Consider the following 21,244-nt stretch of genomic DNA (forward strand, 5'->3'; position numbering starts at 1 on the left):
AACCGCCGTTTATAGAATTTACATAATCAGGCTTGATGAATACTGAGGTGCATATGGATGGGATAGAGTTGTTGATGGAAAGGGTCTCCAGCCCTGTTCTGGCGACTCCCGGGCCTACGGATGAACAGCTGAAACTGCTGTTTTCGGCGGCGCTCAGAGCGCCGGATCACGCCCGGTTACGACCCTGGCGATTTCTGACAGTATCCGGAGAGGCCCGTGCTTTACTGGGTGAATTGATGGCAAAGGCCGCTAAGAAAGGGCAACCCGATCTTTCCAGTGAGGCTCTGGATCGTTTTCGTGGTCTGCCACTCAGGGCTCCCACGCTGATACTGCCAATATGCCGGGTACAGGAGCATCCAAAGGTTCCGGAAATCGAACAACAGCTGTCCGTTGGTGCTGCGGTTCAATCCATTTTGCTGGGGGCTCATGCCCAGGGGCTGGGAGCTATCTGGAGAACAGGAACGGTCTGTTATAGCCCCCATATGCACAGTGGCCTCGGGCTTGAGAGTAATGAACAGTTGCTGGGTTTTATTTATCTTGGAACCCCGTCGGGCTCAAAAAAGAAAATACCCGCTCTGGAGGTGAGTGAGTACGTATCTTCGTGGACCGGTTAAGCGTTAACTTCCCTCAGGGGGATGATAAAGTCCTCCAGTTCGTCCTCCTCAATATCCAGTTCTGAGCAGGCAAGGCCCCTGATGGAAATCCCGGCTTGATGAATGGACTCCGGTGATTTTGATATCAGGGGGTGCCAGTGTGGCAGAGGCTTGCCCTCGCTGATTAATCGATAGGCGCAAGTGGATGGCAGCCAGTGAAAATGTGCAAGATCATTGATGGTTAACAACGTACAACCGGGGACTTTCTGTTTCCGGTGGGGGTAATCCGTGCACTGGCAGCTATGGGTGTCCAGCAGCTTGCAGGCTACGGATGTGTAATAGACGTCACCGGAGTCTTCATCTTCGAGCTTGTGAAGGCAGCAGCGACCACAACGGTCGCAGAGGCTTTCCCATTCGGAGGAGGTCATCTCCTGAAGGGACTTATGCAGCCAGAAAGGATCGGTACTCATACGGGGTCGTTTATGCTCAGCAGTTCGTCCGGCAGCCGGATGGTGTAGTCATCCTGTTCAGACGGGGGCATTTGCAGATAAAAGCCCTGTTCTTCCAGTGCCTGGAGTACTTTGTCCGCATCCGCCCTGGCCAGTTTTTTCTCTGGGGTCAGCAGCAGGTCAAACACGTGGACCGGGTTTCCAAAGGCTTCCTTGAGCGCTGTTGGCACAGGGTCAAAGGTGGTTGATGGGTTGCCGTTTTTAGCCAGATAAAGATACATCTCTTCCCGCTTTGGGCTCTTGAATACCGATACCAGGCTTTTTTTTATCAAGGTCTTCATGGGGAGGCCTTTTGATCCAGTTGATTCAGGTGATTAACCAGGGGCTGGCCAATGATTTCACGACGCCATCCTGTAACGGACTCTGGTAATACAAACCGGCCTGTTGTCAGCCAGTTGCGCAGTATAGGCGTTGTCACTTTTCCGGGTAGCAGTAATTCTACGGGGAGCTCCAGGGTATGGGCCTGTTTTGTCAGACTCTTTTTAATCACTTTGCCATACTCCCTGGCGGACTTGGGCAGGGGGGAAGGCAGAGGAGCCGGTAACTGCTCTTTGGGCTGCTGTGAACTGGTTTTGATGATGGCCAGAAGTTGATCGCCATAGCTGCGGATCACCGAGGGCTTCATATCCTGAATGCCTTTCAGAGCGTTTTTGTTGTCCGGCTGGTAGCAGGCCAGAGGCCAGAGGCTGCCCTTGGGGATCACCCGGTTCCTGGGAACATCGGCCCGGCGTGCCATTCCTTCCCTGAAGATGCACAGGGCCTTCAACACGCCAAGCTGCTGTGGGCGCAATTGCCAGGCACGTTTGACCTCTTTATAGGCATTTTCAGGATCATCACCCAGAACATTCCGGGTCAGGGCTGTGCAGTCTTCCAGCAGCCAGTCCTTCTGAGGCTGGCCTGATAACCGTTTCAACAGCTGCCCATAGACCTCCAGCAGGTGGGTGACGTCAAGGGAAGCGTATCGAACCTGGGCATCTGTCAGGGGGCGTTGTCGCCAGTTTGAGCGGGTTTCATCCTTGGGAAGATTGATATCCAGCAGCTGTTTCAGAAGCGATTGATACCCCAGGGAAAACCCGAGGTTGGCAAAGGCGGCCGCCAGCTGGGTGTCAAACAGAGGGGAGGGCACGGTTCCGGTCAAGAGTTTGAATACCTCCAGGTCTTCACTACAGGCATGAAGAATTTTCACCGTGCCCGGATGCTCCAGCAGATCCTTGAACGGTTGCCATTGGTCGATGGTAAGGGGATCGATCAGAAAAACCTGGGAGGCTGTCCCTATCTGAATGAGGCCTGGCTGGGGGTAAAAGGTATCCGTACGGATAAACTCCGTATCCAGGGCTATGGAATCCAGGGTGGACCACTCTCTGCAGTAGTGGTCAAGTGTCTGGTTGTTATCGATCCAGACAGGCTCCGGGTAGGTCAGGGGCATAACAAAACGTTCTTATAAAAAACATCATTATAAAGACTGTGCAGCGGATGCCCAAACGGTCAGTCAGAAAATTGTAGCTGGCTGGCAGAAGTTTGTAGAAACGGGGTTGCAGATGTAAGTTGTGGTTTTGCCGGAAGCGCTATGAGGCAGTGGTTCCAGGTTGTGAAAACAGCAGCGTATTTCTGTCTTCAGAATCCGGAATGGCCATCTGCCTCTCGCCGACAGTCTTCTGGTAATACCGTCCAATGTAAGGACGGTATCGGGAGGATAAAGCGCCGATGATTCAGCGCAAGTTCTGAAGCGCCTGAATCCGTTGTTCCAGGGGCGGGTGGCTGGTGAACAGGGCTGCCAGGCCACTGCGAACACCACTGCGAATACCGAAAGCGGTCATGGTGGCGGGCATGGCGCTGGGCGCTTCGTACTCGGATCTTAGCCTTTCCAGTGCCGAGATCATATCCTGGCGGCTGGCTAGCTGTGCCCCGGCGGCATCGGCCCGGAATTCCCGTTGACGGGAAAACCACATGACAATAGCGCTGGCCAGAAAACCAAGAACAATCTCAGCAATAAAGCTGGTGATGTAAAACCCAAGGCCAACTCCGCCTTCATCATTGTCCCGGCGAAGGAAACTGTCCACTGCATAACCGATGATCCGGGCAAAGAACATCACAAAGGTGTTCACTACACCCTGAATCAAACTCAGGGTTACCATATCACCGTTGGCCACATGGCCTATTTCATGACCAATGACGGCTCGGGCCTCGCTGGGGCTGAAGCGGTCGAGGAGCCCCTGGCTGACGGCGACCAGTGCAGCATTTTTATTCCAGCCGGTGGCAAAGGCATTGGCTTCCGGGGAGTGGAATATTCCCACCTCCGGCATGCCGATACCGGCTTTTTCAGAAAGTTCCTGAACCGTTGTCATCAGCCATTGTTCCTGGGCATTCCGGGGCTGTTCAATCACCTTGGTGCCTGTTCCCATTTTGGCCATGGTTTTGGACAGTAACAGGGAGACAAAGGAGCCGGCGAAGCCAAATACTGCACAGAACACCAGAAGGGGGCCCAGATTCAGGCCCTGGGCATCCAGGTAGCTGCCCACCCCGAGTATATTCAACGTGATGCTGGCCAGAGCGATGACCGCCATGTTTGTGGCCAGGAACAGCAGGATTCTCTTCATTGTAATGGGTAACCTCATCGCCTTTTGCGGCGGAATTGTTGTGATGAAGGTGTATATAAAGTCAGCACTTGATCATTTCAACGCCGGGTGGTGTGAGGGAGATGCATTTTACACCCTGTTTACAGTCGGGTCTGACAAGTAGAAGAACGCTTTTGCCGCCTGGGTGATGGCCTTGCTGCCTCCGTCCTGAAGCGCTTCACGTACCTGCCAGGCCAGAGTGGAGCGTTTCTGAGAGACGATTTCGGGCAGTTCTTTTTCCGTAGGGGGCAGGGTTTCCTGGGGAATTGTCAGAGAGTGGCTGAGCCTGAGGAAGCTTTTTTCGGTCAGGGTGACCTGATCCAGGGCATCCTGGCGGACTCTGTCCTGATAACGGAGATAGCCCTCTGAGGCAAGCCAGAGCATGGCATCAAAACAGGCTTTATGGCGACGGTTGGGGATGCCGTATTCATCGGTACCGGCACCGGTGGTGATGTCATCAACATAGAGGGTGGTCAGGCGGGGAAAGCTGTTGTAGAGCTGTCCCAGAATTTTGAGACAGTCATGATAGAACTCGTCAATGTGAATATCGGCCATAAATCATCCGTTGCATACAGGCTGGAGGCGCTACAGCGGCCACCTGGTAGATATTTCATAGACAATGCCCGGTTCTAACGGGGCCTGTCAAACGGAGTTTGTTCCTGAACGCATTGACAATATGACTGACAGAATGGTCAGAGCTTGAAACTTTTTGCAAACAAGAAGCGTCAAAGTATCGGATGAGTGATCGCTCCGGTTGATTGGAGTAAACAGAAATAACTGGAAAAGGATATTCTTTTGTATACCGGTAACTGCTTATACCCACCCCCGGCAATAATAATGCCTCCTCCCGGTACTGAAGGGCTGAACGTCAGGGTATCAGGTGCTGTATCCGGGGTAACCATTTGGGTGCACCCCTCATCAGGCCTTGACTATTCCCGTCCAGAGGTTGTTGCACCAAGGCTGTTATGGCAAAGGTCCTGTCTGCAGTCGGAGGTGAACAAAACGTGTTTTGGTAAAAGCGCTGTCACAGGTTATGACCGGAAAAATACAGCGCGGCGCTGCCAAATCAGGGCATGGGCAAGTTATATGGCCATGATTGACCTTCTTTCAGACGCAAATATTACGTGTATTCAGCGTCTGAAACAGGGTCTTAGTTTCCATTGCAATCATCTTGATAAAGCGGTGATGGAGGGTCTCAGAGCGCTTGGATTCATTCCCCCTGGAGTGGAGTCTCCTGCACGACTTTGTGAAGTGCTCAGCCAAAAGTGCTATCAATACCGAAGCGTTGTGGACCAATTTACCCTGGCGGAAAAAAAGCAGTGTCGTGCACTGCTTTCAACACTGGCAAAAAGGTACGCCCTTGCTGGAAAAGATGCCTATAAGTACCTGTTATACGCTGTGGGTAATGACATTTATGATAAGTATGGCCTGAAGGTGGCAGAACCTGAGGAAAACCTGCAGTCTGATATTGTGGAAAACATGTTGGAAAGTGAGCTCTTTGACCTCTCTGGAAGCAACCAGTGTTGCGACAGTTCAGACGATGAGGGTATCGATATGGGAGAGCCAGGCTGCCTGGACAATAGTGACGCTTCTGGTATCAGCCACAGCCTTGACCCCAGACTTAATCCCGCGGTAGCTGAATTTAAACCTGCTTCTTTCACAGTGTCCCCTGAAGAAAAGAACTGCAGATCATTTGGAGAGGAGCGCAGGGCCAGGCTTGTTGAGATGATCGACCAGTATTTGAAAGCGGAGAGCCGCCTCAATCCAGATGCCTCCTTATTTATACCGGCTGCCAGTGCGCATGTTTCTTCATCAGAGCCTGATCCATCAGCTGCATCTAAACCAGCCACGGTATCCCGATTGTCTGTGGATGCACTTCCGTTTGACCCATCTATGAAGCGGGAATGTAAGAACCTCAATCCACATGCTCCCTTATTTATTCCAGCTGTAAATGTGCAAGCTGTTTCAACAGTTTCTGAAGCGCCTGTTGCGCCTTTTGTTGCCTCGGTATCAAAGCTGTCTGTGGATGCGCCGTCATTCATTCCTGCGGTATGCCAGGAGAAAAGCTCTGGGGAAAGTGATGGGGAAGTGGTTCAGTCTGTCATTAATGCTGAAATTGATTGCCTGGAGAGGCCAGACAGTACCGCTGGAACGGATTCAGGGCATGAGGAGGCAGAAGCGCTCAGTGGCACAGGCTCTGACCTGCTGGAAATGCCAGAAAGCACAGCCGGGTCTGATTCAGGAAATGAGGGCGAAGAAGCGTTTAGTGACACTGGCTCTGAAGCGCTGGAAATGCCAGAAAGCACAGCCGGGTCTGATTCAGGAAATGAGGGCGAAGAAGCGTTTAGTGACACTGGCTCTGAAGCGCTGGAAATGCCAGAAAGCACAGTCGGGTCTGATTCAGGAAATGAGGGCGAAGAAGCGTTTAGTGACACTGGCTCTGAAGCGCTGGAAATGCCAGAAAGCACAGTCGGGTCTGATTCAGGAAATGAGGAGACAGAAGCGCTCAGTGACATTGGCTCTGAGCCGCTGGAAGTGCCGGAAAGAACAGCGGGTTCTGATTTCGGGTATAAGGAAGTAGGAGAGCCCGATGATACAGTCGTTGAACATCTGAACATGCCAGAAAACCCTGAAGACTATCACTCCGATAATGAGGAATACTGGACGGCAGATGAAGACGGCTATGAAACCGCTGAGGACGAAATCATAACCGTTGTACCGAGAGCTCTGGATACAACGGTTTCACAAGAGCTTATTTCTGACGATAGCCGCTGAGGAAACGCTCCAGCCGGGTCATCACCTCCTCCAGTTCTTCTGTTCTTGGCAGGGTAATGATTCTTAAGTGGTTCGGTTCCGGCCAGTTAAAGGCGGTACCCTGAACCAGAAGGACCTTCTCCTGAAGTACCAGATCCAGAACCAGTTTCTCGTCATCAACAATGGGGTAACGCTTCGGGTCGAGGCGGGGAAAAACATAAAGCGCCCCTTTGGGTTTGACACAGCTGACGCCAGGGATCTGGTCCAGCATTTCCCAGGCCTTGTTGCGTTGCTCTAGCAGTCGTCCACCGGGCAGCACCAGGTCATTAATGCTTTGGTAGCCCCCGAGGGCAGTCTGGATCGCATGCTGGGAAGGAACATTGGAACACAGTCGCATGGACGCCAGCATCTCCAGCCCTTCGAGATACCCCTTGGCCTGATGACGAGGACCTGAAACAACCAGCCAGCCAGCCCGAAAACCCGCTGCCCGGTAAGACTTGGACAGTCCATTGAAGCTGACGCACAGGACGTCGGGAGCCAGAGAGGCCAGTGCGGTGTGTTCGGCATCTTCGTAAAGAATTTTGTCGTAAATTTCGTCAGCAAAAATGATCAGATTGTGTTCCCGGGCCAGCTGAATGATCTCTTTCAGAACCGCTTCTGGGTACACTGCACCCGTCGGGTTGTTGGGGTTGATCACCACAATGCCCCGGGTTTTGGCGGTGATTTTACTGCGGATGTCGTTAATGTCAGGGTACCAGTCCGACTGTTCATCCTTGCGATAATGAACTGCCCTGCCACCAGAGAGGTTGACCGCCGCTGTCCACAGGGGATAGTCCGGGGCGGGAATCAGCATTTCATCGCCATTATTGAGCAATGCCTGCATGGTCATGACCACCAGTTCACTGACGCCGTTGCCAATGATGATATCGTCGAGGGAAATGTCCGGAAACTGCTTTTGCTGACAGTACTGCATAATCGCCTTGCGGGCAGAAAACAGCCCTTTGGCATCGCAATAGCCCTGAGACTGGGGTAGATTACGAATCACGTCCTGTATGATTTCTTCCGGGGCGTCAAAGCCAAAGGCGGCAGGGTTGCCGGTGTTCAACTTGATTACCCGGTGCCCCTCTTCCTCAAGCCTTCGTGCTTCACGAAGCACCGGACCGCGAATGTCATAACAGACGTTGTCCAGTTTGCTTGATTTTTCCACTTCCCTCATGTTCTATCTCTCATTGATACCGCTCCGGTGCTGGTGACCCTGGCAGGCAGAAAGTTGCTTAAGTCTGTATTATGAATGGAACTTTCATGGCTTGCACTGTCTGTCATCAACCTGCCAGCAAAAAGCCGATACTGATGATCACCTCAACCATTTGATTTCACCACTCACCTGAGAGGTTGGCTGGAAGAGAGGCGCTGCATTAAGATAGCGCTGTTAATTAATCATAAGGTAACCCCCCGTCCCGGCGATGCCGGGGAGACTTGTAAAAGTTGTACCGAGGCTTTGGTAGCTGGTTTTGATGTTACCGTTTTCCCTCACCCCGGCCCTCTCCCTGAGGGAGAGGGGGTTGATGGTGCAGGCTTTTAAAGCCCTCTCCCAGGGGAGAAGGAGTTTGATGGTGCAAGCTTTTGAAGCCCTCTCCCTTTGGGAGAGGGTTTGGGTGAGGGTAAAAGCCACCCCGCGTTTTAATCAGAATGGGTGGCGCACATGTACTCTATTCAGCTTAACCGGGTTGATGGCATGACCATAAAAAAAACAGAAGCACAGTGGCGCGAAGTGTTGACTGAAGAGCAATACCAGGTATGTCGCCTTAAAGGCACGGAAGCTCCTTATACGGGCAAGTATGCGTTTTATGACAAAGAGGGGGTTTATCATTGTGTCTGTTGTGATCAGCCCCTGTTTGCCTCAAAAGTGAAGTTTGATGCGGGTTGTGGATGGCCCAGCTTTTTTGACGTGATTGACAGTGAATCGATCCTCACCGAAGAAGATACGAGTCTGGGTATGGTTCGCACTGAGGTGCTGTGTGCCCGCTGTCATGCCCATCTTGGCCATGTTTTTCCCGATGGTCCTGCGCCAACGGGGCTGCGCTACTGCATTAATTCTGTGGCCATGAAGTTTGAGGATGAACGTTCGTGACAGGTCATTGATGGTGTTCTTCAGCCAGCCAGCGGGCGATGACCGCTTCCAGATCCTGGCGGTTAAACGGTTTGGCAATATAATCATTCATACCCGCTTTCAGGCATTTGTCCCTGTGCTCATCCAGGGTGTTGGCGGTCAATGCAATGATTGGGGTGTGACGGGTTTTGTCTATGGTTCGCAGTGTCCGGGTTGCGGTATACCCATCCATCACAGGCATATTGCAATCCATCAGAATCAGGTCGTAATCCTTGCTGGCAGTAGCTGCAAGGCAGGCCTCGCCATTATGGGCAAGGTCAACCCGGTGACCCAGCTGTTCAAGCATCCCTTCCGCCACCAGGCAATTAATGGAGTTATCTTCCACCACTAAAATATTGGTGATTCGCCGGGCGGGTTCTGCGGGTAGCTCTGGGGAGGAAGGTAATGAGCTTTCCTTCTGTTTATGGCGAAAGGGAAGGCAAATGGTTTTGCTTTTTCCGCTGTCTGTGAGCACGGGTTTGCTGTTGGTTGTCTCCTGGCCTTGGGGGGCTTCGCCTTTCACTCCGAGCACCCTGGCGCAGACCTGATAAAACTGGCCGCTGGTGATGGGCAGGGGTAGCCAGTGAGTATTATCGGGCAAGGTGGCCGGGAGGTGGAAACTGGCGAGAATGATGGCCTGCTCCGGGTGTTGATGAGCGATATCCTCAGCCAGAATCATTCTGTCGGTAATAAGCAGGATTGGCTCATGGGGTTGAATACTATCGGGCAGATCAGTGGTCTCCTCAATAATAGTGCAGTTGAAATTCCAGTGGGTCAGTAGCCGGTAACAGATCAGGCGAATGGATTCATGACAAGCCAGCACAACCCGGTGGCTGGGGTTGGGAGGAGGTATGACATCCGGTGTTTCGGACAGTCTGGTAAGAGGAAGGTAAATCGAAAAAGTACTTCCCTGCCCTTCAACCGATCGAACCTGGATGCTGCCGTTCATAGCGTTAATGATCTGGCGAGCCAGAGGCAACCCCATGCCGGAGCCACCATAACGGCGGCTTGTGTCGTTTTCCGCCTGGGTGAAGGGGTTGAATATGTCGTCTATAGCAGATTTTGGAATACCGATGCCTGAATCCGTGATGTTGATAATGACTTCAGTGGTCTGATCATCCTGGTTCCTGGACTCAAGGGACAGGCTGATTTCACCTTTATGGGTAAATTTGGCGGCATTGCCCAGAAGGTTGGTGATGACCTGGCCAATGCGGGTGGGATCACCCAGTAATCGAGAGGGAAGGGTTGGATCAATATCACAGGTAAGAGGGACGTTGTTGTTGTAGGTACTCTGGCCCAGCATGATGACGGACTCTTCGATCACGGCACGAAGATCAAAAGGGGTCTGTTCAATCACCATTTTTCCGGACTCAAACCGGGCCAGGTCGAGCATACTGTTTAACAGTTTCACCAGCTTCACTCCGGACTGATGAGCGAGGTTAAGGCGTTTAAACTGCTGGTCGGTTAATTCATCCTGAAGCGTCAGTTCCAGCATCCCCAGAATGCCATTGAGCGGGGTTCGAATCTCATGGCTGAGGCTTGACAGTTGATCCCCCCGCAGCCGTGCGGCATTCAGTGCTTTGCGTCTTGCTTTTTCCAGGGCCTGATTGGATCGGGACAGGGCATCATTGTTTTTCTGCAGTTCCCGGGTTCTCTGGTCAATGATCGATTCAAGGGCTTTCAGGTGAGTGCGCAACTCCTCCTCGGCAACACTGCGGTGATGGAGGTGCAGACGGATGTTCTGCTGATAATTGTTGAGCGTTCTGGTCAAAAGTCCAATTTCATCCCGTTCATGTCCTGGAGGAATGGCCAGAGGGTGATCATCGCTCTCAGTCCTGGCTTTACCCATGCTTCGGGTCAACTGTAAAAGCGGCTTGGTCAGCATCAGGTAAAACAGGCTTTGCAGGAGCAGGGCCAGTAACAGGGTTCGCACAATGCCTGATCCCAGTGTCAGAAACGAACGGTGTAGAAATTCACCACCTACTGGACGGGTGTCGGCTACAATCCGCAACCACCCCAGCTCCTCGTTTATGTCGTAGGGCACGGAAAGGGCGCGCCAGTAGGAGCGGGTAGCACCGAAAAAGATATCGGTATAACGAGGGTTGCCATCGACCGGCGAGGTGCTGGATGCCAGCGCCAGGGATAAACCGTCGGAGTCCACTATTTCCGCTTTAAGGATCATGGGGGACGCTATCAGGCCGTTAACCAGCTCCAGGGCAAGTTCTTCATCAATGTTGTAGGCAATTCGGGATGCGGGGGCTTCACTGGTATCAAGATACGCCTCTATGGAAGCGTCAATGCCTTCACTTTGGGCTTTATAGTCATAGGCTACTTGAAACAGACCCAGAATCAGGCCCAGCAGAAAGGCAATGGCAACGGTATTTCGAGCCTGCTTGTACGAGAGTCTATCCCTGAATCTCATTTATTTCCCTCTGATGTCTTGCAGGAGCTTCAGTATGGCCATCCAGCTGGTGGGGCGTGGAAGGTTGCTTCTACTGATTATTGGTTTTGTCCTGTCCTGATTATTCGCTCACAGTCAGTCAATGATAGTATTTCAAAATACGGACGTTGTCGTTGGATTTTTATGATCAGCATCCATCAACCACAGGCAGCAGGAAAAAATAGGGAGTCAATGATATTGACCTGAAGCTGTTCAGCCCTTAGTATACGCTCCCGCTGCAGCAATGCACGAAGGTCTGCGTCCCCTTCGTCTAGTGGCCTAGGACACCGCCCTTTCACGGCGGTAACAGGGGTTCGAGTCCCCTAGGGGACGCCATTCTTTCCTGAACATATTCTTTTTAAAGGCTTGGGGCTAATCGTAGTCCTGGTCTTCATCATCCAGTTCGTCACCCTGCTCATCATCGTCATACTCATCATCTGGATCGTCATCAGACGTTTCCCGACCTGGCTTTCTGGCGGGTGACCGTGTCTCGGGTATTTGTTCGTCCGCAGCCCCATCGCTTTCAAGATCATCCGAGGCGTCGTCGGAAGAACTAGGGAGTGCCATAAGTGGAGGAGCTAAAGGCAGGGACAGAAAGACAGCAAGGTTGAGAATGGCAACTTTGCAGAGAATGGAGAGTCTCTGGGGCATTAGTAAACTCCAAGCATACTATTGGGACAAATGTCTTTTTTACCTTTTGTGTTGCTGATTTTATTTATAGAACAACCTGAGTGTTTTATAGAGAATTAATCGGTAAAAGAGCAAAGCGTATCGGCTGTAATTCACCGCTTGATTGAATTTTTGACAATCGCACAGTCAGTTTTCTCATTTTTAGAATGCAATAACCTCAGGGTGTTATCACCTTTGCCGGGTTAATAAGCGGCTTGCCTGGGAGAGGGCAAACCGCTTATAAAGCTGCCTGAGCCTGATAATACAGCCTGAGCAATCTCTATAGCTCTTTTTTATCCTTGGACTCGCCTTGGGCCTGTTCCTGGTTTGGGGAGTTCCATAAAGATTTGAGGGGATCCCACACATAGGGTGAGACGGTTGGCCAGACCTCAGGGGTTGAGTCCCATGCGAGCCTGGCTGTTTGAGAGGCTTTGCCCCACACATAAGATGCAGTTGATGAAGCTTCCGACCAGACCTGGTAAGGATTTTGCACCGCTTCTAACCAGGGGGCTGCCACAAAATGAATCATTTTGCCCTCATTGTATGTCCAATCCCAGGCTGCCCCCCCTGCCAAGCCTAATCCGACAACAGGGGCCGCACTTACTCCCGATACAGAACCAAGTGCTATAGCCGCGCCTGCAGAGAATTTACTCAACATTCTGTTTGTATTAGCATATCTTATGCTCAATGACTTAAAGCCCCGTGATGAACGTTGAGTTATGTAGTTAAACATTGAATATCGTGATGTAACTTTCCAGGGAAGCAGGGGAAGGCGTGAAAGTGTAGTCGGCCGTCTGTTCGCAATATCATCAATGAAAGCCTCCCTCTCCTTCTGCCAGACATGGAAGTTGTCAGGGCTTTTAGCGCTGGAGAGGATCTCCTTTTTTTCCTGTTCAGGAAAATCGGCCAGAAGTACGTCAAGGTCATCCGGCATCAAACTGCGAGGCATCAGGTCAAGTACCTCCTCATGAAGCATGAGGGCTTTGCGCTCATCATCGGCTGTGATTTGTTCGCTCAACCTCTGAGCTTTTAAAAGCTCCCTTTGGGCCGAAAGAGCCCATGTGATATGAAGAGTGTGATAGGGCTGCCAGTTTTCTATATTTGCCAGCCTGTGATTTTTACCGAGAGCCTGGCCTAATGCTGGTTTTAATAATTTAAGGTGGGGGGTTTGAATGCCCCTGGCACCATCAATAACCCTCCTATGGCGTGTTTTTACAACGTTATACTCTTCCTTGCTGATTGTTCCGTTTTTCACATCGTCTTCAAGTTTTTTCCTTTGTTTTTTAAGGTGGTGTGAAAGTATTGAAGCAGTGGATGTTTCCCAGGTGCCTTCCATTGCGGATACTGTCATTTTTAACCCGTTACCTTCATTCAGGCTCGCATCATAAAATACCCCTGCCCCATATTGGGCAGTTGCCATTCCTGCACGCCAGAGTATGGATAAAAAGTCTGAGGATGAGGATGGGGCGAATATAGCGAAATAGAGCACCCACTCAAAGAGTTCCTGAGTGATTATTCCTAAATACCGATAGTCTGCGATTGTTTGCCAAAGTGTAGGGTGCTCTATGAATGCATGTAAGATATCTGCAACCGTTAGATTGATGCCAGAAATAAGATCCTCTCCCATGTGGAGGAACTGTATTAATCCTGCCCCTTTATAATGGATAAGGTCATTTTGAATAGCGCGCGCTATAAGGAATGCCCCGAATTTAGAGGCTTGTTTAAAATGAAGCCAGGGGGTTCCTAATTCATCCATGGCTTTCAAATCGTCCCAGGCGTTATCAGGCATTTTTTTGACCAACTCAGCTTGCTTGTCGCTTAGCGGTGGAGTGTCGCTACTGGGTTTGCCATCTCTGTGCTCTTGGAGTTCTTTGAACGTTACTTTCCCGTTATCTAGAAGTTCAAGAAGCTCTTTAGATGTTTCAGTATCACTATCCAAGCTTAATTGGAATGAAGCCTGTTCTGATGGCTGTATAGTTACCAGCTGACCTGTTTCAGAAGGTTCCTCCTGTGGGGGAGGTGTACCCTCTGTTGTTTGTCTATCGGGTGAGGAGGTTGGGCCTATATCTTCGACATCTGCGGCTGTTTTTTTAGGCTCTGGTTCTGGCTTTGGCTCTTTCTTGGGGAGAGGGGTGTCCTTTGAGGCGGTGTTGTCAATGCCTGGCTGTTCATCAGTTTTTTGGCCCTCTGAGTTTTCCCCTGGTTTGGGATGAGCGGTATCTTCAGATTGGATTTTCAAGGCCTTTGTTGGCTCTGCTTTACCACCCTGATTCGTGTCTTGAGGAGGTTTGTCGGCACTTACTGCAGCGGGTACTTGTGGGGCTGCTGGCTGTTGAGTGGTTGTGGCCTCAGGGATGTTTTCCACCTTTGGGGCTTGAACTGGATCTTCGACCTTGGGAGTCTCGGGTGTTTCTGCTGGCTGCATATCCTTTGGTGAAGTAGGGTCTGGTTCACCATTCTGACTCGCGTCTTGAGGCGTTTGTTGTTGCTGATCTACTGTGATCTCCGGGGGCTTTTCTACCTGCTGGGCTTGAGCAGGATCTTCGACATTGCCAGTATCGGGAGTTTGTTTTATTGCTCCTGGCTGAATATCTTTTGTTGTAGGGTCAGGGATATTTTCCTCCTGTTGAATTTGAGCAAGAGTTGTGTCCGCAGTTGTGCTTGTGCTGGCCACTTGAATAGGCTCAGGCGCTTCTGGCAGTTTATCTGAGGCGGCTGCGGGACCGAGGGTTTCTTGTTGGTCATGAACTTCAATGGAGACCTCACCTGTTTTTGGCTTCCTAGAAGGAAAAAACTTAGCTTTCCAACTGTATGCTTTATTGAGTAACCACCAACTACTTTTTTCTGGATTTTGTGCTTGAGTTTTTGCTTCTTCATCTCCTGTGCCTGTGGCTTCACCTCCAGCTTGTCGATCATTATTTCCAGTGTCTGTGTTGTCTTCTTCATCTTCTGTATCTGCTTTTTTATCTCCAGGTTGTTTCTCTTTTTTACCAGTGTCTGTGTCTTCTTCTTCTTCATCTCCGGATTGCCGACCGTTATTTTCAGTGTCTGTGTCTTCTTCATCATCTCCAGATTGTTGATCGTCATTATCTGTCCCTTCACCTTCCTCTCTAGTCTCAGTTTTAACTATTTCCTTCTGCGTAGAGGTTTGAGTATCTGGTTGATGGGTTTCCTCTTTCAGAACAGCAGTAGATTTTTCCTTATTGTCTGCATCAGGTTGAGGTTTCTCGGTGTCGCCATTTTCTTTTGCCTCGACAGGGGTTCCAGGACGATTCTGCACTTCCAGACCATCAGAAACTCTCTCTTTGTCTGACTCTGAGGCTGGTTGCTTAACCTCTTCCCTGCCTAATACTTCAGCTTCAGGGTGAGGTTCTTTACTGGAGTCTTTGCCGTCGGGTTTCTGGTTATGAGGGGCTCTGTGTTGGGGCGGCTCTTTGGGTACATTGCTTTCTGGAGTTGGCTCGTTGTGGGTATTCTGAGGAACGGCTTTGTTTTTCTCAAAATCCCTCACTGCTTTCATTAAAGTATGATGGTTAATCTGCCTCTTTATTTCCTGTTCAGTAATATGTGAGTATGATAGTGGACTAGGGGGCTGAACTTCCAGATTAGTTTGAACTTTAATACTCAATGTGTGGGTTTTTTCAGTTTGAGCGCTTTGCGGTTTGGTTTTCGCTGTTGCAGCTGAATAGCTGAGTTTTTCAGGTTCTTCTGGCTCTCCTAGTTTTTTTGGACCAGGGGTATCCGATGAAGTATCACCCTGCTTTTTCGTTGAGTCAGTTGGGGGCTGCTCTTTGGTTTCATCTGTTGGTGGTTTTGTGGAACTATCCTCTGACTGGGAAGTTTTTGAGCCTTTTTCCATTACAGGTTGGGGGGGGGCTTCCTGAACTTCTTCTGGATTTGGTTGTTTTTGTTGTTGCTCGGTTTTCTGGCTGGAGTCTTTCCCTTCAGTAGGTTCGTCCGTGACCTGAGATTCTATATTTTCTTCCAGGGCTAACTCACGTTTAGATGTTTCAATGACCTCTGTCACTAATTCAGAGGCTGCCTTATTAGCTGCGGCGGTGTATTCGTCTTCAAACATAACTCTGAATGCTGGAAATTTACAATCAGAACTAACATCCGAGTTTTCATCCCTTGAAATCTGGAGGAGTATTTGAGGTGGTTTCTTTGTCTCAAGCTTAGGGTGGGGGTGCTCATCCTCTTCTTCTGATTCACTCTCAGCCTTATCTTGATGTGTTATTAATTGTAGAAGAAGTGCTTCTAATACCGCTTTCGGGTTGGGCTCTATTACTGGTTTTTCGAATGAGGCTGCTAAGTCTTCATGGAATAATCTAGGTCTGTCAGCCTGTTCTTCTGCTCTCTTAGAAGCTACCTCGGCTAAGGTTGTAAAATCTTGTGGGGGTTGTTGATCTAGCTCCAGTTTCAATCCTGCTTCAATGTCAGTTGCTTTCTCATCGATATCTTCTTTATTTTCAGCTATGTCGCTGTCTTTTGTATTGAATAAATGCCTTAATTCCCAAAGATGTTTTATGCTTTCAGTAAGTAATTTGATGTTACGTTTCTGATCCATGAATTTTTCGTGCTCAGCACTACGCCACTCTACATTATCACTGAGGCTTTTGATGGATAAATGTAATTGTTCTAGAGCCCGGACTTCTGCCGCCTCATTGGGAATAAAAGTAATTGATGCGAATTCAAGATTTTTATAAGAGAGTCTTAATTTCATTGTTTTAATATCAAAGTCTTCACTCACTGATGTTTCAGAAATTATTTGGATGTCATTGATGAAAGTTCTTGATGTTTTTGATGTGGGCTCCATTTCAATAGTAACCTTTTCCTCTGAGGGCTCTTCTTGAGTGTGGGTTGTGTCAAAAAAAATGGTTGTAGATATCCACTTTGACTCTGTTTGTTCTTCCTTAGTCGTTTTTGAGTCGGGCTCCAGCATAGCCTGTGTATTGTTACAGGGTATGAATGTAGCGATGGCTATAGATAAAGCAGTTTTCAAAAACAGGGGACGATGAGAGATCATTCGGCTTTCCAATAGGGGTCATGTTTAAGTCATTGAACAAGAGCGGTACCTGATAGGTGAACCCTTCACCCAGTCATTTTTTAAGAGTTTATCTGCCGATGATGAGAATGCCAGTCGAATACGGAATAAGTGCTGTGTTTTTGCTTCGTTCGTTCTGATTGCGGGTATGGGAAGGCGAATGGTATAAAAGCGACAAATGTCGTTGTATGGCGAGTAATAAATATCTTTTGAGGTGGGATAGAGCTGTATGATGCTCAGATGCAGGCCATCCATGGCCAGGGGTGTAGAGTCAACCAGTGCCGTATCAGGCCGCCATGGCCCCCAGGGCAAACTGGCTGCGCAGCTCCTGAATACGTTCCATATAGTTGTTGTATTCAGGTGAGCCGTGGTGGGCGTAGTGCATGTTCTTGAACAGGCCGGTGAGCTTGATGAAGTAGTCGCGCACCTGCTCCTTGTCAGAGAAGCGGTACTGTTGACGGATCAGGCTGACCACCAGTTCAAAGTTTTCCTGTTGACGATTGATGGGGCAGGAAGCGTCCACGTCATCAAAAGCGTCCTGCTGAAGGTACACCATGTCCAGCATAAAGGACTTCTGGAAGGTCACGTAGTCGTCCAGGGTGATGCCTTCCTCACCGGTCACCTGCATCATCTGGTTGATGCTGTCACCACGAACCAGCAGGGCATGCATTTCCTTGACGGTGCTGACCCATTCCGGAGAGAGGTTTTCGGCATACCAGTCCGCCAGTTGATCCAGGTAGCGGGACCAGGAAATCAACGGATCAATGGCCGGGTAGAAGCGCTTGTAGGCCCGGTCATAGGAGAGGCCCAGGAAGGTTTTGACGGTACTCAGCGTTGCCTGGGTAACAGGCTCTTCAAAGTTACCACCGGCTGGGGATACCGTGCCGATCATGGTCAGGGAACCTTCTTCCCCGTCTTCGTTGAGAACCACACCGCAGCGCTCGTAAACGCCCTTGATGGCGGAGTCCATGTAAGCCGGGAAGCCTTCTTCCCCTGGAATCTCTTCCAGGCGGTTGGAGGTTTCACGCATGGCCTGGGCCCAGCGGGAGGTGGAGTCGGCCAGTGCCAGCACGTTGTAACCCATCTGGCGGTAATATTCGCCAAGGGTCAGGCCGGTGTAGATGGAGGCTTCCCGTGCCGCTACCGGCATGGACGACGTGTTACAGATAATAACGGTACGGTCGATCAGGGCGCCGCCGGTTTTTGGATCCTGGAGGTGAGGAAACTCTTCAATGGTTTCCACCACTTCACCGGCCCGCTCACCGCAGGCGGTGACGATAACGATGTCGGCGTCACAGTAACGGGAGAAGCCGTGCTGCAGTACGGTTTTACCAGAACCGAAAGGTCCGGGGATACAGCCGGTTCCGCCCCGGGCGATGGGGAAGAAAGTGTCAACGATACGGGTGGTGGTTACCAGTGGCTGACTGGGGTACAGACGCTCCGTCTTACCCTTTGCTGACAGTGTTTCAGAAATGGATTTACGAACCGGCCACTTCTGGTACATGGTCAGAGGGATTTCTTCGCCGCGTTCGTTTTTCACCCGTGCTACCACGGTGTCCACGGAGAAGTTGCCTTCCTGGATCCAGACCACTTCCACTTCACCCACGGTGTCGAAGGGAATCATGATCTTGTGAGTAAAGCGTCCTTCCGGAACGGTACCAAAGGTTTCGCCTGCCCGCAGGCGGTCGCCGATTTTGGCGACGGCAGTGAATGCCCAGGACTGGTTGCGATCCAGGGATTCCACCTGGACGCCCCGTTGAAGGAAGCGGCCGTGCAGATTGGCCAGTCGTTCCAGGGGGTTCTGAAGGCCGTCGTAGATCATGCTCAGGATGCCGGGACCCAGGTCTAGAGAGAGCATCTGGCCGGTCTGGATGATCAGGTCGCCCACCGCAACGCCGCGGGTTTCCTCAAATACCTGGATATCCGCGGTGTTGCCGCGAACCCGCAGGATTTCCGCCATCAGCTGCTCTTCCACCGCCTCATTGGCGCGGCGGCTGGGCAGCACATAAACCACTTCGTTTTTAACCAGAGGCTTGCTTTCGCCCCCCTGGCTGGTGATGCTTTCGATGGTGATGATGTCACCCATCACCGCCACTACCCGGGCAGTGGCCTGTTGCATCAGGTCTGTGTTTGTCTGTTCAGTCATGTGTATAACCGTTGTCGTCAATCGGGTCGTTTCAGTGTTCAGCCTGCTCAGTCAGTCAGGGCAGAAACGTTCCCTTATCAGGCTCTGGTGGCCGGGCCACCAGAGTCAGCGTGACTTACCTTGTTACCGATCGTTTCAGCCGGGCTAGCCGGGCAATTGATGGGCAAACTCACCGAGGGCCTGCTGGGTCAGGTCATTGAAACGCTCTACCGCTTCATCGCCGTTGTAGGCGGTCCAGCGGGCCACCAGATTCCAGCGGAGCAGGTAGATGACCACTGCCTCAAAGTCGAAGCGGTGTCTTGCGCTCAGCTCATTCAGCTTGTTCCACACCGCTTCCATCACGGTTTTTTCCAGCGTCAGGTAGTCTTTTTTGTTCAGACACTCGACGGCCACGGGAATCCATGGGAAAGCATGCTGCAGGCCCAGTGTCGGGTTGCTCCAGTTGCGCCGGATATAAGCGTACCGGCTTCCGTAACTCCAGCGGGCACTGGACGGAGCCTGCTGGCCTCTTGCCTTACGGCGCAGGGCTGCGGCAATGGTGCGCATGTCCAGGCGCCAGTTCACCAGTTCTTTCAGGTCTGCGCTGCCCAGTTGCGGAATCAGGCGCTCGGCCAGGTTGATCAGGTAATCCTCTTTGATGTCGTCGCCCAGGTGGCTCCAGTGAACCAGCTGTTCTACCTTGACCAGGGTTTCCCGGTCTTCTGTGGACAGCATGGCAAGCCGCCGGTCCAGCTGAATCCGCGAGATGGGCGTGATCTTGCTGTCAAACAGCGAGTCAATATGAGGCAGCGATGTCAGCAAGGTGTAGTAGGCATTTTCTGCCATTGCAATCTCCTTTATGTGATCCCTGGATGACAGACAGAAGTCGTTCAGCCTGTCATCGGGGACCTGACATCACGGGTTACTTGATGATGCCTTCAAGCAGGGCCCGGAATCTTGGCTGCAGGTGCTTGAGCAGAACGGTGGCGACGGCTTCGTCGGTCAGTTCCACTTCAATGTCCTTGTCCTTCAGGCGGAAGCCGATGCCGGTCTGGCTGGCTTCGCCGACGCTGAAGGTAACGCCTTCCTGGAGCATGTCGCTGGCGCGCTTCATGGCAAACTCCAGCAGTCCGCCTGCCTTGAGCAGTTCCGGATTGTCGCGAAGCTCGTCCACGCCGATGATTTTTTTCGGCAGAACCACTTCGATGTTCTGTTCGCCGCGCAGGTTGTTTTCACCGGCGACTTCAATAATCATCTGCTCCAGCAGCTTGTCGCCTTCCATGGAAGAGCTGACCACGGCGCGGATCTGTTCGGAGAATTTTTCCAGCAGGAAGTCTTTCAGCTCAAGGATGGCGTTTCGCTCAGCCAGCTGGAGGGCTTCTTTACCGGCTTTGGTGATAAAGTCGGCTTCTTCACGGGCCTTGCCCACAATGGCAGTGGCACGACGGTCGGCATCGGCGATCAGTTCAGCGGCTTTTGCTTCAGCGTCAGCGATGATCTTGTCCGCTTCTTCGCGGCCGCTGTTGACACCCTGGCTGCGCAGCTTTTCGATCAGCTCCTGAACGCCGACGGAAACGGTTTTTCCTTCGGGGGTTGCAATGCTCATTATCTAATCCTGTGTTTGCTTATGGGTCAGGTCTAGGAGCCTGACCGAGAATAGTCTGCCCTGCTGCGAAGGCAGCTAATTGATCTAAAAATGCGCTTTTGCTCGTTAAATAGCTGGCTATTCGCCTCGTAAAACCGCATTTTTATCTTCAATTTTCTGTCTTTCTCGCGACGGGCGCTATTCTCGGCCAGGCTCCTAGGGATTAGCCACACTGGGCCAGTTTGGCCGGGAGAGGGGGTTAATCCTTCTCCCGGGCGATTTGTAGCCGCTTTTGTGGCTCCACCTTTTATCAGGCAGCGATGCCCTGACCCATAACCAGGGCAAATACGAACGCGAATACCGCGAAGCCTTCAACAATGGCAGCCGGTGCAATGGAAAGGCCAAAGACTTCCGGCTTGTTTTTGGAGGCGTTAATGGCTGCGGCAACTGCCTGACCCTGGTAGATGGCAGAGTACATCAGGGCAATACCGGTCAGCAGACCAATGCCGAACAGGCCGGGAGCGCTCGCCAGAGTCACGCCGATCCCGCTCAGGGTAAACATGATCACGATACCGTAGATAACCTGGGAAGAGGGCATGGCGGAGAGGCCCACGAACTTGCCGTAGCCACTCTCAACGTCCAGCATCGCACCACAGGCGGATTGCCCTGCCACAGAACAGCCAATCGCTGAACCCACTGCACCCAGAGCCACAGGAGCGAAAACGCCAACCCAACCCAGTGCGATAATCAGATCTTCCATT

General features: G+C 51.3%; 16 protein-coding genes and 1 tRNA gene. 4 read left to right on the forward strand and 13 right to left on the reverse strand.

Going from position 1 to position 21,244, the window contains the following annotated elements:
• Nucleotides 1-35 precede the first annotated feature (35 nt).
• On the forward strand, nt 36-614 hold the full coding sequence (locus tag ACNRUY_RS13665) for a nitroreductase family protein (protein WP_488112198.1): 579 nt from the start codon (nt 36-38) through the stop codon (nt 612-614).
• On the opposite strand, the gene ACNRUY_RS13670 is transcribed toward ACNRUY_RS13665, so the two are convergent.
• The 5 genes from ACNRUY_RS13670 to ACNRUY_RS13690 all read right to left on the reverse strand — a co-directional run bounded on the left by ACNRUY_RS13670 (nt 611) and on the right by ACNRUY_RS13690 (nt 4,272).
• Nucleotides 611-1,063, reverse strand: coding sequence for a YcgN family cysteine cluster protein (locus ACNRUY_RS13670; protein ID WP_488112199.1), 453 nt, complete (start codon nt 1,061-1,063; stop codon nt 611-613). The two genes, ACNRUY_RS13665 and ACNRUY_RS13670, sit on opposite strands and share 4 nt — an antisense overlap.
• A complete protein-coding gene (locus ACNRUY_RS13675; RefSeq protein ID WP_488112200.1) occupies nt 1,060-1,383 on the reverse strand; it encodes a YcgL domain-containing protein in 324 nt (107 codons plus the stop codon). Before ACNRUY_RS13675 ends, ACNRUY_RS13670 begins: the two co-directional genes overlap by 4 nt.
• Nucleotides 1,380-2,528, reverse strand: coding sequence for a ribonuclease D (gene rnd / locus ACNRUY_RS13680; RefSeq protein WP_488112201.1), 1,149 nt, complete (start codon nt 2,526-2,528; stop codon nt 1,380-1,382). Before rnd ends, ACNRUY_RS13675 begins: the two co-directional genes overlap by 4 nt.
• A gap of 283 nt (nt 2,529-2,811) precedes the next feature.
• Nucleotides 2,812-3,699 carry a protease HtpX gene (gene htpX / locus ACNRUY_RS13685; protein ID WP_488112202.1) on the reverse strand — a complete coding sequence of 296 codons (888 nt, stop codon included), beginning with the start codon at nt 3,697-3,699 and terminating at the stop codon, nt 2,812-2,814.
• A 108-nt stretch (nt 3,700-3,807) separates the two neighbouring features.
• Nucleotides 3,808-4,272: a hypothetical protein gene (locus ACNRUY_RS13690; protein WP_488112203.1), complete on the reverse strand. Its 465-nt coding sequence runs from the start codon at nt 4,270-4,272 to the stop codon at nt 3,808-3,810.
• A gap of 630 nt (nt 4,273-4,902) precedes the next feature.
• Here ACNRUY_RS13690 and ACNRUY_RS13695 point away from each other — a divergent pair.
• Nucleotides 4,903-6,492 (forward strand): ICP22 family protein, encoded by a 1,590-nt coding sequence (locus ACNRUY_RS13695; protein WP_488112204.1) that lies wholly within the window; start codon nt 4,903-4,905, stop codon nt 6,490-6,492.
• Here the strand turns inward: ACNRUY_RS13695 and ACNRUY_RS13700 are convergent.
• Nucleotides 6,470-7,687 carry a pyridoxal phosphate-dependent aminotransferase gene (locus ACNRUY_RS13700; protein ID WP_488112205.1) on the reverse strand — a complete coding sequence of 406 codons (1,218 nt, stop codon included), beginning with the start codon at nt 7,685-7,687 and terminating at the stop codon, nt 6,470-6,472. The two genes, ACNRUY_RS13695 and ACNRUY_RS13700, sit on opposite strands and share 23 nt — an antisense overlap.
• Nucleotides 7,688-8,173: 486 nt before the next feature.
• Here ACNRUY_RS13700 and msrB point away from each other — a divergent pair, with 486 nt between their 5' ends.
• On the forward strand, nt 8,174-8,602 hold the full coding sequence (gene msrB / locus ACNRUY_RS13705; protein ID WP_488112206.1) for a peptide-methionine (R)-S-oxide reductase MsrB: 429 nt from the start codon (nt 8,174-8,176) through the stop codon (nt 8,600-8,602).
• A 4-nt stretch (nt 8,603-8,606) separates the two neighbouring features.
• Here the strand turns inward: msrB and ACNRUY_RS13710 are convergent, their stop codons facing one another.
• Nucleotides 8,607-11,042, reverse strand: coding sequence for an ATP-binding protein (locus ACNRUY_RS13710; protein WP_488112207.1), 2,436 nt, complete (start codon nt 11,040-11,042; stop codon nt 8,607-8,609).
• Nucleotides 11,043-11,320: 278 nt separating this feature from the next.
• Between ACNRUY_RS13710 and ACNRUY_RS13715 the strand changes: the two genes are divergently transcribed.
• Nucleotides 11,321-11,396 (forward strand) — tRNA-Glu (locus ACNRUY_RS13715).
• Nucleotides 11,397-11,432: 36 nt separating this feature from the next.
• On the opposite strand, the gene ACNRUY_RS13720 is transcribed toward ACNRUY_RS13715, so the two are convergent.
• From ACNRUY_RS13720 to ACNRUY_RS13745, 6 genes are all read right to left on the reverse strand, one after another.
• Nucleotides 11,433-11,711 (reverse strand): hypothetical protein, encoded by a 279-nt coding sequence (locus ACNRUY_RS13720; RefSeq protein WP_488112208.1) that lies wholly within the window; start codon nt 11,709-11,711, stop codon nt 11,433-11,435.
• A 298-nt stretch (nt 11,712-12,009) separates the two neighbouring features.
• Nucleotides 12,010-16,755 (reverse strand): hypothetical protein, encoded by a 4,746-nt coding sequence (locus ACNRUY_RS13725; protein ID WP_488112209.1) that lies wholly within the window; start codon nt 16,753-16,755, stop codon nt 12,010-12,012.
• Between the two features lie 304 nt (nt 16,756-17,059).
• Nucleotides 17,060-18,919 carry a V-type ATP synthase subunit A gene (locus ACNRUY_RS13730; RefSeq protein WP_488112210.1) on the reverse strand — a complete coding sequence of 620 codons (1,860 nt, stop codon included), beginning with the start codon at nt 18,917-18,919 and terminating at the stop codon, nt 17,060-17,062.
• Between the two features lie 144 nt (nt 18,920-19,063).
• Entirely contained in the window at nt 19,064-19,744 is a 681-nt protein-coding gene (locus ACNRUY_RS13735; RefSeq protein WP_488112211.1) for a hypothetical protein, read from the reverse strand.
• A gap of 76 nt (nt 19,745-19,820) precedes the next feature.
• Nucleotides 19,821-20,504, reverse strand: coding sequence for a hypothetical protein (locus ACNRUY_RS13740; protein WP_488112212.1), 684 nt, complete (start codon nt 20,502-20,504; stop codon nt 19,821-19,823).
• A 289-nt stretch (nt 20,505-20,793) separates the two neighbouring features.
• On the reverse strand, nt 20,794-21,243 hold the full coding sequence (locus tag ACNRUY_RS13745; RefSeq protein ID WP_488112213.1) for an ATP synthase subunit C: 450 nt from the start codon (nt 21,241-21,243) through the stop codon (nt 20,794-20,796).
• Nucleotide 21,244: the final 1 nt, after the last annotated feature.

This window comes from Endozoicomonas sp. Z74, from assembly GCF_057680865.1.

What these genes read in the sequence shown, in the direction of transcription:
- ACNRUY_RS13745 (WP_488112213.1), bottom strand. Translation starts at nt 21,243, where the DNA reads ATGGAAGATCTGATTATCGCACTGGGTTGGGTTGGCGTTTTCGCTCCT.
- msrB (WP_488112206.1), top strand. Translation starts at nt 8,174, where the DNA reads ATGTACTCTATTCAGCTTAACCGGGTTGATGGCATGACCATAAAAAAA.
- ACNRUY_RS13700 (WP_488112205.1), bottom strand. Translation starts at nt 7,687, where the DNA reads ATGAGGGAAGTGGAAAAATCAAGCAAACTGGACAACGTCTGTTATGAC.
- ACNRUY_RS13720 (WP_488112208.1), bottom strand. Translation starts at nt 11,711, where the DNA reads ATGCCCCAGAGACTCTCCATTCTCTGCAAAGTTGCCATTCTCAACCTT.
- ACNRUY_RS13670 (WP_488112199.1), bottom strand. Translation starts at nt 1,063, where the DNA reads ATGAGTACCGATCCTTTCTGGCTGCATAAGTCCCTTCAGGAGATGACC.
- htpX (WP_488112202.1), bottom strand. Translation starts at nt 3,699, where the DNA reads ATGAAGAGAATCCTGCTGTTCCTGGCCACAAACATGGCGGTCATCGCT.
- ACNRUY_RS13675 (WP_488112200.1), bottom strand. Translation starts at nt 1,383, where the DNA reads ATGAAGACCTTGATAAAAAAAAGCCTGGTATCGGTATTCAAGAGCCCA.
- ACNRUY_RS13665 (WP_488112198.1), top strand. Translation starts at nt 36, where the DNA reads ATGAATACTGAGGTGCATATGGATGGGATAGAGTTGTTGATGGAAAGG.
- ACNRUY_RS13710 (WP_488112207.1), bottom strand. Translation starts at nt 11,042, where the DNA reads ATGAGATTCAGGGATAGACTCTCGTACAAGCAGGCTCGAAATACCGTT.
- ACNRUY_RS13695 (WP_488112204.1), top strand. Translation starts at nt 4,903, where the DNA reads ATGGAGGGTCTCAGAGCGCTTGGATTCATTCCCCCTGGAGTGGAGTCT.
- ACNRUY_RS13735 (WP_488112211.1), bottom strand. Translation starts at nt 19,744, where the DNA reads ATGGCAGAAAATGCCTACTACACCTTGCTGACATCGCTGCCTCATATT.
- rnd (WP_488112201.1), bottom strand. Translation starts at nt 2,528, where the DNA reads ATGCCCCTGACCTACCCGGAGCCTGTCTGGATCGATAACAACCAGACA.
- ACNRUY_RS13730 (WP_488112210.1), bottom strand. Translation starts at nt 18,919, where the DNA reads ATGACTGAACAGACAAACACAGACCTGATGCAACAGGCCACTGCCCGG.
- ACNRUY_RS13740 (WP_488112212.1), bottom strand. Translation starts at nt 20,504, where the DNA reads ATGAGCATTGCAACCCCCGAAGGAAAAACCGTTTCCGTCGGCGTTCAG.
- ACNRUY_RS13725 (WP_488112209.1), bottom strand. Translation starts at nt 16,755, where the DNA reads ATGATCTCTCATCGTCCCCTGTTTTTGAAAACTGCTTTATCTATAGCC.
- ACNRUY_RS13690 (WP_488112203.1), bottom strand. Translation starts at nt 4,272, where the DNA reads ATGGCCGATATTCACATTGACGAGTTCTATCATGACTGTCTCAAAATT.